At 65.6% G+C, this 13,785-nt stretch carries 13 protein-coding genes and 1 pseudogene; 6 read left to right on the forward strand and 8 right to left on the reverse strand.

The window, feature by feature from the left end:
* The first annotated feature begins 90 nt into the window (after nucleotides 1-90).
* A complete protein-coding gene (locus MPPM_RS26540) occupies nucleotides 91-924 on the forward strand; it encodes a 3-hydroxybutyrate dehydrogenase (protein ID WP_063986896.1) in 834 nt (277 codons plus the stop codon).
* A gap of 290 nt (nucleotides 925-1,214) precedes the next feature.
* On the opposite strand, the gene MPPM_RS26545 is transcribed toward MPPM_RS26540, so the two are convergent.
* The 6 genes and pseudogenes from MPPM_RS26545 to MPPM_RS26565 all read right to left on the reverse strand — a co-directional run bounded on the left by MPPM_RS26545 (nucleotide 1,215) and on the right by MPPM_RS26565 (nucleotide 6,503).
* Nucleotides 1,215-1,526: a hypothetical protein gene (locus MPPM_RS26545; protein WP_063986897.1), complete on the reverse strand. Its 312-nt coding sequence runs from the start codon at nucleotides 1,524-1,526 to the stop codon at nucleotides 1,215-1,217.
* 38 nt (nucleotides 1,527-1,564) lie between these two features.
* Nucleotides 1,565-1,696: pseudogene (locus tag MPPM_RS29405) on the reverse strand (cytochrome P450); the annotation flags it as partial.
* A gap of 212 nt (nucleotides 1,697-1,908) precedes the next feature.
* The gene (locus MPPM_RS26550; protein WP_003168745.1) at nucleotides 1,909-3,264 is read right to left on the reverse strand and encodes an IS1380-like element ISKpn23 family transposase; all 1,356 of its coding nucleotides are present in this window, start codon (nucleotides 3,262-3,264) and stop codon (nucleotides 1,909-1,911) included.
* 21 nt (nucleotides 3,265-3,285) lie between these two features.
* On the reverse strand, nucleotides 3,286-4,482 hold the full coding sequence (locus MPPM_RS26555) for a cytochrome P450 (RefSeq protein ID WP_244573599.1): 1,197 nt from the start codon (nucleotides 4,480-4,482) through the stop codon (nucleotides 3,286-3,288).
* Entirely contained in the window at nucleotides 4,475-5,830 is a 1,356-nt protein-coding gene (locus MPPM_RS26560; RefSeq protein WP_012457136.1) for an NAD(P)/FAD-dependent oxidoreductase, read from the reverse strand. Before MPPM_RS26560 ends, MPPM_RS26555 begins: the two co-directional genes overlap by 8 nt.
* Entirely contained in the window at nucleotides 5,751-6,503 is a 753-nt protein-coding gene (locus tag MPPM_RS26565; protein WP_012457137.1) for an IS6-like element ISMpo1 family transposase, read from the reverse strand. Before MPPM_RS26565 ends, MPPM_RS26560 begins: the two co-directional genes overlap by 80 nt.
* A gap of 240 nt (nucleotides 6,504-6,743) precedes the next feature.
* On the opposite strand from MPPM_RS26565, the gene MPPM_RS26570 reads away from it, so the two are divergent.
* The 3 genes from MPPM_RS26570 to MPPM_RS26580 all read left to right on the forward strand — a co-directional run bounded on the left by MPPM_RS26570 (nucleotide 6,744) and on the right by MPPM_RS26580 (nucleotide 10,921).
* Nucleotides 6,744-7,220, forward strand: a complete 477-nt coding sequence (locus MPPM_RS26570) for a YkgB family protein (protein WP_010339850.1) — start codon at nucleotides 6,744-6,746, stop codon at nucleotides 7,218-7,220.
* A 133-nt stretch (nucleotides 7,221-7,353) separates the two neighbouring features.
* Nucleotides 7,354-7,938, forward strand: a complete 585-nt coding sequence (locus MPPM_RS26575; protein WP_010339849.1) for a recombinase family protein — start codon at nucleotides 7,354-7,356, stop codon at nucleotides 7,936-7,938.
* A 4-nt stretch (nucleotides 7,939-7,942) separates the two neighbouring features.
* Nucleotides 7,943-10,921, forward strand: a complete 2,979-nt coding sequence (locus MPPM_RS26580) for a Tn3-like element ISMpo10 family transposase (RefSeq protein WP_012449407.1) — start codon at nucleotides 7,943-7,945, stop codon at nucleotides 10,919-10,921.
* A 60-nt stretch (nucleotides 10,922-10,981) separates the two neighbouring features.
* Here the strand turns inward: MPPM_RS26580 and MPPM_RS26585 are convergent.
* Nucleotides 10,982-12,165 (reverse strand): IS3-like element ISMex5 family transposase gene (locus MPPM_RS26585; protein WP_096488049.1). Its coding sequence is split into 2 segments (ribosomal slippage): nucleotides 10,982-11,901 and nucleotides 11,901-12,165, totalling 1,185 coding nucleotides; the frame shifts between segments, so codons are not numbered across the junction.
* On the opposite strand from MPPM_RS26585, the gene MPPM_RS26590 reads away from it, so the two are divergent.
* Both MPPM_RS26590 and MPPM_RS26595 read left to right on the forward strand, forming a co-directional pair.
* The gene (locus MPPM_RS26590) at nucleotides 12,148-12,738 is read left to right on the forward strand and encodes a cytochrome d ubiquinol oxidase subunit II (RefSeq protein WP_096488050.1); all 591 of its coding nucleotides are present in this window, start codon (nucleotides 12,148-12,150) and stop codon (nucleotides 12,736-12,738) included. The genes MPPM_RS26585 and MPPM_RS26590 overlap by 18 nt on opposite strands.
* Nucleotides 12,739-12,761: 23 nt before the next feature.
* Nucleotides 12,762-13,022 carry a hypothetical protein gene (locus MPPM_RS26595; protein ID WP_063987528.1) on the forward strand — a complete coding sequence of 87 codons (261 nt, stop codon included), beginning with the start codon at nucleotides 12,762-12,764 and terminating at the stop codon, nucleotides 13,020-13,022.
* On the opposite strand, the gene MPPM_RS26600 is transcribed toward MPPM_RS26595, so the two are convergent.
* Nucleotides 13,019-13,768: a DUF6118 family protein gene (locus tag MPPM_RS26600; RefSeq protein ID WP_063987527.1), complete on the reverse strand. Its 750-nt coding sequence runs from the start codon at nucleotides 13,766-13,768 to the stop codon at nucleotides 13,019-13,021. The two genes, MPPM_RS26595 and MPPM_RS26600, sit on opposite strands and share 4 nt — an antisense overlap.
* Nucleotides 13,769-13,785 lie beyond the last annotated feature (17 nt).

A 13,785-nucleotide genomic window follows, 5' to 3' on the forward strand; every position in this document is an offset into this window, starting at 1 on the left:
TCGACCCAATTACGCCTCGGCATTGGCGCGCACGAGACTTGAGCGATCAATCTCCATCGGAACCCGCCATAGTCCATCAGGGCAACAGCAATGTTACGGATACTTCAGTCGGCCGGGCTCGACCGGACCGGAACGACGCGTCCGCTCGACGGGCGCGTGGCCATCGTCACCGGTTCCACGAGCGGCATCGGGCTTGCCATAGCCAACACCTTGGCCGAGCAGGGCGCCTTGATCGTAATCAATGGCCTCGGCGACGAGGCCGAGATCACGCGCCTCTGTCACGATCTGAGCGAGCGGCACCAGACGTCCGTGCGCTACGACGATGCCGACCTCTCGCAGCCCGGCGCCGTCATGGACCTCGTCGACCGTTCGGCGCGCGCACTCGGGCCCGTCGAGATCCTCGTGAACAATGCCGGCATCCAGCATGTCAGCCCCATCGAGGAGTTCCCGCCCGAAAAGTGGGACGCTATCTTGGCCATCAATCTTTCGGCGGTGTTTTACGCGACGCGCTCGGTGCTGCCCGACATGCGTCGGCGCGGCTGGGGCCGGATCGTCAACGTGGCCTCGGCGCACGGGCTGATCGGATCGCCGTTCAAGAGCGCCTACGTGGCGGCCAAGCATGGCGTCGTGGGGCTGACCAAGGTCACGGCCCTGGAGACTGCCGAGGTCGGCATAACCTGCAACGCGGTCTGTCCCGGCTACGTCTGGACCCCGCTCGTCGCGGATCAGGTGCACGCGCAGGCGGCCGCGCACGGCATCTCGGAGGAGGAGGTCGTGCGTCAGGTGTTCCTCGCCGAGCAACCGAACAAACGCTTCGTCACCGTCGAGGAGATCGCCGGTACCGTCGCCTTCTTATGCAGCCCGGCAGCGGCCTCGATCACGGGCGCCTCGATCAACGTCGACGGTGGCTGGACGGCCCATTGAGGAGGCAGCGCGCCGACCCTTCCCCATGCAACGCTGGCCTTCCTCCAACCGGCGGCTTTTAGGCTGGGGAGGTCCATTTTCGGCCTCGCGGTCATACGGGTAAGGAACGCTGCTCCCCCTGGCGGGCATCGGCGCACCTCAGGCGCCCGGAACAAGCACGCCTGAACGTCGGGTTGGCAAGTCTTCCTGAGCGACGGCTACGAACGAGCGTCCGGCGGGCCGGAGGCAGGGCGGCGCCGTGCGGCGATATCTGTCGCCACACGGCGGATCTTAGCTCCCCGGGACGGATGTCAGCGGGTTGAGCCGGTATGGTTGCCATACATCATTTCCGAATCGTCCGCATAGGAGAGCCGGTCTCCCAGTTTCTCGATCGACTGCATGGCCATCATCTTGCCGTTCGGTAACTTGACGACGTTGAACGTCCGCCCGGTCTTCTTGTCCTTGGCGGTGGCGACGGGAAGCTGTCGGGTCTCGAACGGGCTGAGTTCGACGTCCGAACCGGCGACGCTCAATTCCTTGAGCGTCTCGGAAGTCGCGGGCAAGGCCGTCAGAGCGCCCATCAGGGCGAGAGCGGCGACGGGAATACGGAAATTGCGAGACATTTCATTTTCCTATCAAGGGCGACCTTTCGCTGGAAAGGTCAGGTAATCCCCGCGATGGTGATCCCGAGGTTCTTCGGGCCGCGGAGGGAAGCGCCCGGCCGGTAAGGCGGCGGGTCATCTAGGAGCCGGGGGGCGACGAGGCGCCGGCAGAGCGTCACGAGCATACATTCCCCAAGTCGCATGCCGTCTGACGTGAGTTTCGCCTGAATCCGACCGCAGGACAATCATTTTCCGTCCCGAGCGGCGTCGTCGGGCGCGCAAGGCGCTGAGACAGGGCAGATCGGCCCGCGAAGCCGCCGTGTTGTGCCCTGGTGGCGGTGTTTTTCAGCGCAGCGGACAGACCCATCCTGCCGTTTTCGTTCAGTTTGGGCGTGGATGGCGGTCATGCGCATAGCGGAGGCGCTCGCAATCGGCGGATGGCGGCGAGGATGGCGCGGACCATCGGACCGGTGACGGCCACCTCGGCCAGCTGGAAGGTGATGGCGCGGGCATGGCGGACGACACGTGCCCCGATCTTGATCAGCTTCAGTTGCAGGCTGGTCAACGACCAGTCGGCCATCGTCTCGGGCAACTCGATGCAGCGCAAGAAGATGGCCAGGTTGTAGGCCAGCGCATGCAGTTGCAGTCGCACCTCATTGTCGCGGAACTTCCGGCATGACAGCCGCGTCCAGTGGAAGGCATATTTACCTTCCTTGATGTGCTGCTCGGCGGTGCCGCGCTGGTTATAGAACCGCACCACCCAGTCGGGCTCCATCGGCAGGTTGGTGACGATGAAGCCGACACGCGGGAACAGTTCGCCCGGATGCCATTCGATCTTGGCGATCACCCGGCGTTCCTTGTCCCAGGATGCCGCCTGATACTCGAAGTCTTCGTAGAAGCGCTTGACCTTGGTCAGCGAAGGTCGCCCGACAGGGCGCGTCAGCCGATGCGCGATCTTCTCGCGCAGGACGTTGTTCGCAGGCAGCCGGATGGCGTAGAAGAATCGGGCTTCTTCCAGCCGCTCATAGATCGCGGGGATCGCGTAGGCGGCGTCAGCCCGGAAGAACCGGCCGCAAAGGTCGCGCTCCGCGTAGCGGGCGATGACGGGGTCGAGAACGTCCCGCCAGCCATCGGCGCTGTGGACGTTGCCATGGCGCAAGGCGCAGCGCTCCAGCATGCCGAACTGGTTGAACAAAAAGTTCGGGTGATAGCAGGTGCAGTCGAAATGCCCGTTCCAGGCCGCGCCCTCCTGATCGCCATGGGTGGGGCTGACCGAACTGTCCATGTCCAGAACGATGTACTTCAGCCCGTTACGGTCATGGAACCGGTCGATCCATTGGCCATTCAGGTCGGCCAGCGCGGCACGGTTCTCGGGCTGTGCCAGTGTCTCGGTCTCGAACCGTCCCATCTGCGAGGCCGAGGCCGCTTGCGCATCGACAGCCCTTCCACCCACGACCTGGCGCATCACCGGATCGAGGGCCAGGCGGTCGGCGTCGTTCACATCCTCGTATCCGGCCAGTCGCCCGAACACCGATTGCCGGAACAACCCGTCAAGCCGGTGGACCGTGTTCTTGCCGCGCCGGGTGTCGCGCAATGCTTTTGCCGCCAGATCGGACAGCCCGAGCGCGTCATCCAGCTCGCGCATCACCAGCAGGCCGCCGTCGGAACTGAGCTGCGCACCTCGGAACTCCACATGCACCCGGCGGTCGAACTCGACCCGATCTGCCCGCTTCGAACCCGCACCCTCTGGGTGATCCATCAAACGCGCCCCTCACGGCCATCAACACCATGATTTATATCGGAAATATTGAGATCCTGACAGCAAAATCAGCGATTTACTTGGGGAATGTGGGACGAGAGCGATCTCAGCCTCGATGCGCGCCAGGGGTGCCCCGGCGCAGTAGTGAAGCCCGCCGCCGAACCCGAAATGCTGGTTGTCCCGGCGATCCGGATCGAACCGGTCCGCGTCCGCGAAGCGTGCCGGGTCACGGCTCGCGGACGCGAAGAGCAGGATTACTGGCGATCCCGCCGGGATCGTCACCCCCGCCACGTCGATGGCACCCAGCGCCTTGCGGGTGCGAAAGTGGACGGGGGGCTCGTAGCGCAGCATCTCCTCGATCACGCGGGGTGCTCGCGCGGGGTCAACCTTGAGCCTTTCAAGCTCGTCCGGGTGCCTGAGCAGGGTGAGCATTCCGTTGGTGATGAGGTTCACCGTCGTCTCGTGGCCCGCAACGAGAAGCAGGATCGCTGTCGAGATGAGGTCGATGTCCCCCATCGCCGGACGACCTTGGCCGCCACGGGCGGCGAGGCCGCTGAGCATGTCGTCAGCCGGCCGCCGACGCTTCTCGCGGATCAGCCGGCGCATGTAGTCCGAGATCGCATCGAAGGTCGCGGTGATCTCCCGCCGCCCCGCCTCGTCGTGGCGCGCGTCGGGCTCCAGGGCCGTCGCGAGGCGGATCGCCCAGGCATGGAACTGCGCCTCGTCGGCCTCGGGCACGCCGAGAAGCTCGCAGATAACAGCGACGGGAAGGGGATAGGACAGGTCGTCCACGAGGCAGACCGTGTCGCGGCCCCGGCACGCGTCGATCAGGGTATCGACGAGCCGGGCGACCTTGGCGTGGGACTCCCGCACCCGGGCGATGGTGAACTCCTTCATCACGAAGTCGCGCAGGGTGTCGTGGTCGGGCGGGTCGCGAAAGATCAGCGGACGGTGGGCGTTGACCACTCGGTTCCTGATCGGGTTGAGGATCCAGTCCCTCAGGGGGTTGCCCGTGGGGGGCCGCCGGGAGGGCGGCAGGTCTTCGGAGCTGAGCCGGGGATCGAAGATGAGGCTCCTCACTGCGGCATGGGTACTGACGACGAAGCTGCCGTCGGCTTGGCGGGAGACCGGCGTCTCGCGTAACCTTCCGTACAGCGGGTAGGGATCCGGCCGGTTCCTCGGGTCGAGGACCTGCGCAAACAGCGTGTCGTCACCCATGGGCCGCCTCCAGGGTCGGCGCGGCCTGGTCGGTGGAACGCCGCGGGACGGGGAAGCCAGGCTCCAGCCACTCGATCCGCGGCTGGTCGGTGGCGCCGAGGATCGGCGGGAAGGCCGACCCTGCGGCGACGGCCTCGGCATAGGCGGGTAGCCAGCGCGCCTGATCGAAGGAGACGGCGGCGACGCTGCGCCCGGCCCTGCCGTAAACCGCCAGGAACCGCTGCGAGGCCCGCGCCCCCTGGACGACGGCCAGGGCGTCCGCCCCCTCGGTGAGGCCGACGAGCTTGATGTTGAGGCCGAACTGGCTCGACCAAAAGGCCGGCAGGTGGCCGTACGGAGGCTGTTCGGAGGGACGGGCCAGCATGTTGGCGGCCGCGTGCCGGGCTTGGTCCACCGCGTTTCCCCAGTGCTCGACCGTCATCGGGCGATTGCCGGTGAGGGGGTTGGGCCAGCGCGCGACGTCGCCGGCCGCGTAGATTGCGGGATCGAGCTCACCCGCGAGGGTCATCGCCCGGCAGGCTGCGTCGCAGGTCAGGCCGCCCGCATCGGCGCGGAGGCCCGCCGCGGCGAGCCATCCGGTTTCGCGCGTCGCGCCGAGGGCCACGATGACGAGGTCCGTCGCGATCGTTGCGCCGCCCGGCAAGTGAGCGCGGCGCACCCCGCCCTTCTCGCCGGAGAACGAGTGAATCTTGGTGTTCATGCGGATGTCGACGCCGGCGTCCCTCATCCGCCCGGCGAGCGTGCCACCGATGACGGTCCCGAGCAGGCGAGCGAGGGGCGTCGGGTTGGGGTCGACGAGGGTGACGTCCAAGCCAAGGTCTCGGCAGCATGAGGCCGCCTCGCAGCCGATCAATCCGGCACCGACGACGAGGACGCGACCGGGACGCTGCGCGAGGGCATTCCGCAGGGAGCGGGCGTCCTCCACCGTGCGGATCGTGAATATCCCGGCGAGGTCCGCGCCCTCGCCCGGCCATGTCCGCGCCCTCGCGCCGGTGGCGATCAGCAGCGTCTCGTAGGGGAGCGTCGCGCCATCGGCGAGGCGAACCACCCGTCGCTCCCGGTCGAGGGCCACCGCTGGCTGGCCGAGCCGCCACCGGGCGCGCAGGCTGCGGAGCTGGGGCAGCTCGGTGGCCTCCGGCGCGAGTTCCCCCGCCAGGACATGCTTCGACAGGGGCGGCCTGTCGTAGGGCCGGTGGGGCTCGTCGCCGACGATGGGCCTGTCGCAAGCCGTGCCGTAGGCCGCAGCAGAGGCTAGATCTGTCTCGTTTTTAGGCTCTGTTAACCGCCTGAAGGCCGAAGCAGACCCCGAGCAGTCGGTTCTGCTCGCGGATGGTCCATGCGCCGGCAAAGCCGAAGCCCTTGCGCAGCCACAGCATGGCCTCGAACCCCTGGATCGTGCGCCGGGCAGTGCGGAAGGACTGGAAGCCGCCGATCCGGGGCATGTTCTTCTTGACCCGAAAGTGGTCGCTCTCAATGCCCTGCTGCAGGTGCTTGGTCACATAGTGGAGCGGCGCGCGGGGTAGAAGGCCGTCGTTCCTCGCAGCCAAGATGGCGGGTGGATAGGTGCCGGCGCCATCCGTGCCGATGCGATCCGGGGCGAGCAACGGCTGATCCTGCAGCATCTTGCGGAAGAAGCGCTTGGCGGCATCGAGATCCCGATTGGCGGTGAGCAGGAAATCGACTGGATTGCCGTGCTTGTCGACGGCCCGGTAGAGATAGCGCCACTCCCCCCGCACCTTGATGTACGTTTCGTCGATGCGTACCGAGCCGCAGTGCGGTTTGCGGAACTGCCGCAACCGCTTTTCGATCAGCGGCGCGTAGGCCAAGACCCAGCGGTTCAGGGTGGAGTGGTCCACATCCATGCCGCGTTCCAGGAACAGCTCCTCGATGTCGCGGTAGCTCAGCGGGTAGCGCAGGTACCAGGAGACGGCCTGGACGATCAGGGCAGCCTCATAGTGCCGGCCCTTGAAGTCAGCCTTGGCACGCTGCTTCAGCTTCGCGGCGATGGCGGACAGGATCATGGGGTGGCCTCCGGGACTGGAGGCACCATGCGGGCTGCATGGTCAACGCGGGGTAAACGCTGCGGGTTTGCGACAGGCCCATGCCCACTGCGAGGGCGCCGAACAGATTGACGAGCCGGTCCGAGAGTACGTTCAAAGGGTTGCCTCATTCATTGACGGCGCATAGTGTATGCGCAGCGCATATATCACGCCTGTCTAAGCATGAAGGCAGGTCATGCGCCATGATGAAAGCGAGGCACCATGTTTTCGACATTACACATAGCTGAAAAGACGACCGGCTCTCGCGGGTCTCTCGCGTTGCTGCGCTGGGCGCTGGTGGTCATCTTTCTCTGGTTCGGTTGCATGAAATTCACGAGCTATGAAGCGATGGGCATCGCGCCATTGATGAAGAACAGTCCGATCATGAGCTGGATTCCGGCCGTTTTTGGGGTGCAGGGTGGAAGCTATTTTATAGGCACCGTCGAGCTCGCGACGGCCGCTGCGCTGATTATCGGTGCTTTCAACAAGACGGCCTCCGCTCTCGGCGCGGCGATGTCATGCCTGACTTATGCCGTGACACTGACGTTTTTCCTGAGCACGCCTGGCGTCGCCGAGCCGACCGCTGGCGGGTTCCCGGCGATTTCGGCCGGAACCGGACAGTTCCTGTTGAAGGACCTGGTGCTTCTTGCGGCATCAGCGTGCCTTCTACTTGCGTCCATACGGACAGCAGACGCGTGACGGCAAACAGGTGATAGGCGACGCTCCGGACCTGCGCTTTTGCCGAACCATACCCGCCTCAGCCCATAACGATCGACAAACCCTGTCGCTTTGATAGGGTGTTCGAAAACATGCTTTCGAGGGTTTGTCGTACATGCTGGTCGGATATATGCGGGTGTCAACGACCGATGACCGCCAAACGGTCGATCTCCAGCGGGACGCGCTCGTCGCAACCGGGGTCGATCATCGGCATCTCCATACCGACAAGGCATCCGGCGCGCGCGACGACCGACCAGGCCTGAAAGCCTGCCTCGACTATCTGAACGCGGGCGACACACTGATCGTGTGGAAGCTCGACCGGCTCGGACGCTCGCTGCCGCACCTGCTGACGATCGTCACCGATCTGAAGGCGCGCGGCATCGCGTTCCGGTCGCTGACCGAGCAGATGGATACGACCACGCCGCACGGCGAATTGCTGTTCTCGCTGTTCGGTGCATTGGCACAATATGAGCGTGCGCTCACGCGCGAACGGGTGATGGCGGGACTGGCTGCTGCCAAACGCCGGGGACGCCAAGGTGGCCGCCCGCCGATGATCGACGCCGAAACGCTCGAGCGGATCACCGCCGCGCTGGATGGCGGGGCCAGCAAGGCGTCCGTCTGCCGGACCTTCAAGGTGCCGCGTTCGACCCTTCTCGGCACGCTTGCCCGGATCGGCTGGACCGCACCGGCCAAGGTCTAAGCCGATGCCGCGTCGCGCCGTCCTGTCGGACGAGCAACGCGCGGCGTTGCTCGCGCTTCCCGACGACGAAACCCTGCTCGTCCAGCACTGGACATTGAGCCGGGACGACTTGGCCATCATCGTCCGCCGGAGGCGACCGCATAACCGGCTGGGTTTCGCGATCCAGCTTTGCGCGCTGCGCTATCCTGGCCGTTTCCTGCGACCCGGTGAACTGATCCCTGATACGCCGCTCGCGTTCGTCGCAGAGCAATTGCAGGTCGGACCCGAGGTGCTGGCCGACTACGCGACGCGCGGCCCGACCCGGTACGAACAGCTCGATGCACTGCGCGATGCATTCGGCTTCATGCCGCTCAGTCGGCCGCTGCGAACGACGTTGCAGGAATGGCTCCTGCCGATCGCGCTGACGACGACCAGCGGGGCTAGGCTGGCGCGCGTGATGCTGGATGAGTGCCGGCGACGGCGCATCATTGTGCCGGGCATCAGTTCGGTCGAGCGGATGGTCGCACAGGCGTTGCTCGATGCCGAACGCCATGTCGCCGAGCATCTGACCCGAGGACTCGATGCTCGACAGCGCCGGCTGCTCGATGCGCTTCTCCTGCCCCACACAGGCACGAACTTGAGCGATCTGGCCTGGGTGCGGCAGTCACCCGGCAAGCCCGGCCGAAAGACATTCGCCGCCATCATCGAGCGACTGACACTGCTTCGGGCCATCGGGATCGATCCGGATATCGCCGTAGGCGTCCATCCCGAGCGCCTCCGACGCCTGTGCCAGGAAGGCGTGCGGCTGACCGCGCAACATGTTCGGACGCTGCAAGCGACGCGGCGTCGCGCCACATTGGTGGCGACCATCCTCGAAACCATCGTTACCCTCACCGACGATGCGGTGCTGATGTTCGATCGCCTGCTTGGGCAGATGTTCCGGCGCGAACAGAACAGCGCGGACACGACACTCAAGCGCAACCGGCGCACCATCAACGGCAAAATCCGGCTGCTTGCCCAACTCGGCGCTGCCTTGCTCGCCGCCAAGATATCAGGTGGCGATATCGGCGCTGCGGTCGAGGCAGCGATCGGATGGAATGATCTCGGCCGCGAGGTCGATGAAGCCCGCAAGCTGATCCGCCCCGATTCGGTCGATCCCGTCGCGGTCGCCGCGACCAATTACCCCGTCCTCCGACAGGTCGGTCCCTCGTTCATCGCCTCGTTCACATTCGGGGCGGTGCCAGCCTGCCATGCGCTCGCGCGAGCGGTCGCGATCATGCGCGACCTTCATTTTGGTCATCTGCGCAAATTGCCTGCAGGCACGCCAGTCGGCTTCATCCGGCAAGCTTGGCGTCGGGCGATCGGCACCGGCATTCCCGATCGCAGGATCTATGAATTGTGCGTGCTGGTCGAGCTTCGCGACCGGCTTCGCGCCGGCGACATGTGGGTCGAGGGAAGCCGACGCTATCGTGCTGTCGAGCAGCAACTCATTCCTGCCCCCGTATTCGCCAACATGCGCGCGGCCGGCCCCTTGCCGATACCGGCACCGGATACGGCCGATATCTGGCTGGCCGAACGACGCGCCCGCCTCGCCCGTCGATTGGCCGAGGTCGAGCGAAAGGCGGAGACGGACGCGCTGGAAGACGTGCAGCTCAGCTTGGGCAGGCTGCGGATTTCGCCCTTGAAGGCGATTACTCCCGAGGAATCCGATACCGCCCTTGCGCCGCTCTATGCGCATCTGCCCGCGATCCGCATCACCGACCTTCTTGCCGAAGTCGATCGATGGACCGGGTTCAGCCAGTGCTTCACGCATCTGCAAAGTGGCCGTGCCGCGGATGAACCACGTGCGATCCTCACGGCGGTGCTCGCCGATGCCACCAATCTGGGCCATACGCGCATGGCGGAAGCCTGCAATCTCGTGACCCAGCGCCAACTCGGTTGGCTCGCCTCATGGCATCTGCGCGAGGAAACCTACGGTCGCGCGCTCGCCCGGCTTGTCGACGCCCAACACACCGCGCCGCTGGCCGCGCTGTTCGGGTCCGGCACCTCGTCCAGCTCAGACGGTCAGAACTTTCCGCTCGACCGCCGCGCCCAGGCAACCGGCGCAGTCAATCCGCACAAGGGGACAGAGCCGGCTGTCTCCTTTTACAGCCACGTCTCGGATCGCTACGCGCCGTTCCATTCCACAGTTATCTCCGCTTCGGCGAGCGAGGCGGCACAGGTGCTCGACGGGCTGCTCCACCACGGCGCCGATCTGCACATCGAAGAGCATCACGTCGATGGCGGGGGCGTCTCCGACCATGTGTTCGCGCTATGTCATCTGCTTGGGTTCCGGTTCGCGCCGCGTATCCCGAATATCGCCGCACGCCGTTTGCACCTGTTTAACGGCATCGAACCCGGCCCCGATATTGCGCCGCTGGTCGCGGGCCGCATCGACGAAGGTCTGATCGAGGCACACTGGGACGACGTGCTGCGACTGGGAACCTCGATCCGCACAGGCGTCGTCAGCGCCTCGATCATGCTGGAACGGCTCGGCTCCTATCCACGCGCCAACGGCCTGGCACTGGCGTTGCGCGAGATCGGTCGCGTCGAGCGTACCCTGTTCACGCTCGACTGGATCGAGCAGCCCGAACAGCGTCGCCGCGCCACCCGCGAACTCAACAAGGGAGAAGCGGAAAATGCCCTGAAACGCGCCATCTTCTTCCATCGCATCGGCCGTATCCGCGATCATGCGCTGCAAGCCCAAAGCCATCGGGCGAGCGCGCTGAACCTCGTCGCCGGTGCCATCGTCCTGTGGAACACGACCTACCTGCAAGCCGCCCGGATGCATCTCGCCAACCTCGGCCGGCCGGTCCCGCCGGACCTGCTGCAACACCTATCACCGCTCGGTTGGCAGCATATCAATCTCACCGGCGATTACCTCTGGACCGATCCCGATGCGCCATCCACCGCGCTCAGACCGCTTCGCCAGATGCGCGCCGTCGAAGGCACGGCAAAACCTTAGCGTATATCTGGGTCCGTTCTGTGTACTGATCGGCCCCCACGCGGTGGTCCAAGTTCTAAGTTAGTGCAGGGTCGGCCTTTGCTCCACGGGTCGCTTGGCCGGCGGAGCCGGTCGGGTGAGCGCAGCCGGCCAAGCGGATGAGGCCGGCACGAATACCTCCGGGGCTGGCGGCCGATAGCCGAGCGAGGCGTGCGGGCGCACGCTGTTGTAGTGTCGACGCCAACTCTCGATCACGATCTGCGCCTCCTTGAGCGTGTAGAAGATCTCACCGTTTAAAAGTTCGTCCCGTAGTCGTGCGTTGAAGCTCTCGACGTAACCGTTCTCCCATGGCGAGCCGGGTGCGATGTAGGCTGTTCTGGCGCCGACACCGGTGATCCAGGCCTGCACCGACTTGGCGATGAACTCCGGACCGTTGTCCGAGCGGATATGGCCGGGCACGCCGCGCAGGATGAACAGGTCGGACAGCACGTCGATCACGTCCGCCGCCTTGAGCTTGCGTGCGACGCGGATCGCCAGGCACTCCCGCGTGAACTCATCGACCACGTTCAGCATCCGGAACTTGCGGCCCTCGTGCGTGCGGGCTTCGACAAAGTCGTAGGACCAGACGTGATCGCGACGCTCCGCCCGCAATCGCAGGCAGGAACCATCCCCGTCCCAGATGCGACCGCGCTTGGGCTGCCGAGATGGGACCTTCAGCCCCTCGCGCCGCCAGATCCGTTCGACCCGCTTGTCGTTGACGAACCAGCCCGCCGCCTTCAGCAATGCACCGATCTTCCGGTAGCCGTAGCGCCCGTACTGGCGAGCCAGTTCCACGAGGTCGGCTGTCAGCGCGGCCTCATCCTCTCTTCCCCGCGGCACCTTGCGCTGCGTCGAGCGATGCTGCCCGAGCGCCCGACAGGCGCGGCGCTCGGAGACGTCTAGGACGTTCATGACATGCGCGATGCAGGCGCGTCGGCGCGCGGGGCTGGTCAGTTTCCCCGAGCGGCCTCCTGAAGGATCAGCTTGTCGAGGGTGAGATCCGCAATCGCCTTGCGCAGCCGCTGGTTCTCGACCTCCAAGTCCTTCATCCGCCGAACCTGATCGCTCTTCAGGCCGCCGTACTCCTTGCGCCAGCGGTAGTAGGTCACTTCCGTCACGCCGATGGCCCGGATCGCCTCCGCCACGCTCTGGCCCTGCGAGACCAGAACATCCACCTGCCGCAGCTTGGCGACGACGTCCTCCGGCTTATGCCGCTTCGTTCCCATCTGTCCGTCCTCATCTGGCTCAAAGCCATACCTCAGGGCGGACCACTTCAGTGGGGGCGGATCACCTTCATCGGTGCGACGTGGCTTGTGATGAAAGCCGACGGCGACCTGCAGCGTCGGGCGGTTTCCTGGGCCCAGAGAACCTTGAGCTTGGCGGCTCTCGGACTGGCATCCGTTTCGCTCGTCACGCCGCTCGTGAGCGCGCGCATCTTCGACAAGTGGTTCTCGTTCCCAAACCTCGCCCTGCTCGCCCCGGTTCCGCTGATGACCCTGGGCTTGATCGGGGCGTTATGGGCGATGCTGAAACACCTGCCTCACGCGGATGATCGCTGGGCGTGGGCGCCCTTCGCCGGCGCGGTCGGCATCTTCATCCTGGCCTTCCATGGCCTTGCCTTCTCGTTTTTCCCGTACATCGTGCCAGAGCGGCTGACCGTATGGCGGGCGGCGAGCGCGCCCGAGAGCTTGATGATCATCTTCGTCGGCACTCTCTTCGTGCTGCCGACCATCATCGCCTACACGCTGTTCAGCTATCGAGTGTTCCGGGGCAAGGCTAGTGAACTCCGCTACTATTAGCCCTGCGGAAGGGATCACGTGAGGTGAGCTCTGCCGCGCTCCTGGTCCTCGATATCGCCGTCGCGGTAGCGGCGCTCATTTCGGCCTGGTTCTGGTGGGTTGCGAGCCGGCATCGGGTGCGTCGGATCAGCCGGAACGAGGTGTTGGACGCCGCTGACGTCAACCGGATCGTGACGGCGTTAAACCGTACCCAGATCCTCAACTCGCGGGCTGCGCTCGCCACGGCGAGCGCAGCCACTCTGGCAGCCTTGCGCATCGGATTGGGCGCTCTGCCCGCGCCCTAGCGAGGCGTTGACGTATTCACTGGCGGTCTGACAAGAGTTGTGCACCTCTGCTCTTTACCCAATCTGAACGCCGTCTCATAACAGCTCTTGAGCTCGTCTCCGCCAGCCCGGGCGATGTTGTAACCTTCGACGAGCCCGTTCCACTGCTGCGGGTTAGCCCGCATCATCAGTCCCATGCCGGCGTTCCAGCGCTCCTCGCCGAGCGCCGAGGCCGCAAGGCTGTCAGGAAGTGAACCGAAGGGCAGGGCGCGCGCGAGCGGGAAGCCGAGAAGCGGGAACAGGGCGAGTCCGACCACGGCGCCGATCACAGCCGCCTGGGCGAGGCGCTTGTTTTGCTCCTCGCGGGTGCGGGCGGATTTCAGGACGGCCTCAATGTCCCGGGCCGAGCCCCGGATCGCCTGCGCCGTCCCTTCCGCGTCACGCAAGGTGCCCCGCACAGACCCTTCGATCGCCTGTGCGGCCCGGGCGGCATAAGCTTCCGGCCCGACCTGGATGGCGGGGTGCTTCTCGATTTTACTAATGGCGACGACGATCGCCTTCTGCAGCGTCGCGATCTCGGCGAGCGTCGGGCTGTAGTCCGGCGCACGCGCCTCGTTCAGCGCCGGCCCGATCCCCTCGACGGCGCGGCGCATGACGGAGAGCTCCGCGCGCACGTCCGCCACCTCGCGCGTGAGGTCCCGAAAGGCCCTCGTCGCCTCGTCCTCGCCGTCCTCCTCATCCAACCCCGCCGCGTTCACCTGGTCCATCGCTCACCCATCTCGTT

It is taken from the genome of Methylorubrum populi, assembly GCF_002355515.1.
GTDB lineage: Bacteria > Pseudomonadota > Alphaproteobacteria > Rhizobiales > Beijerinckiaceae > Methylobacterium > Methylobacterium populi_A.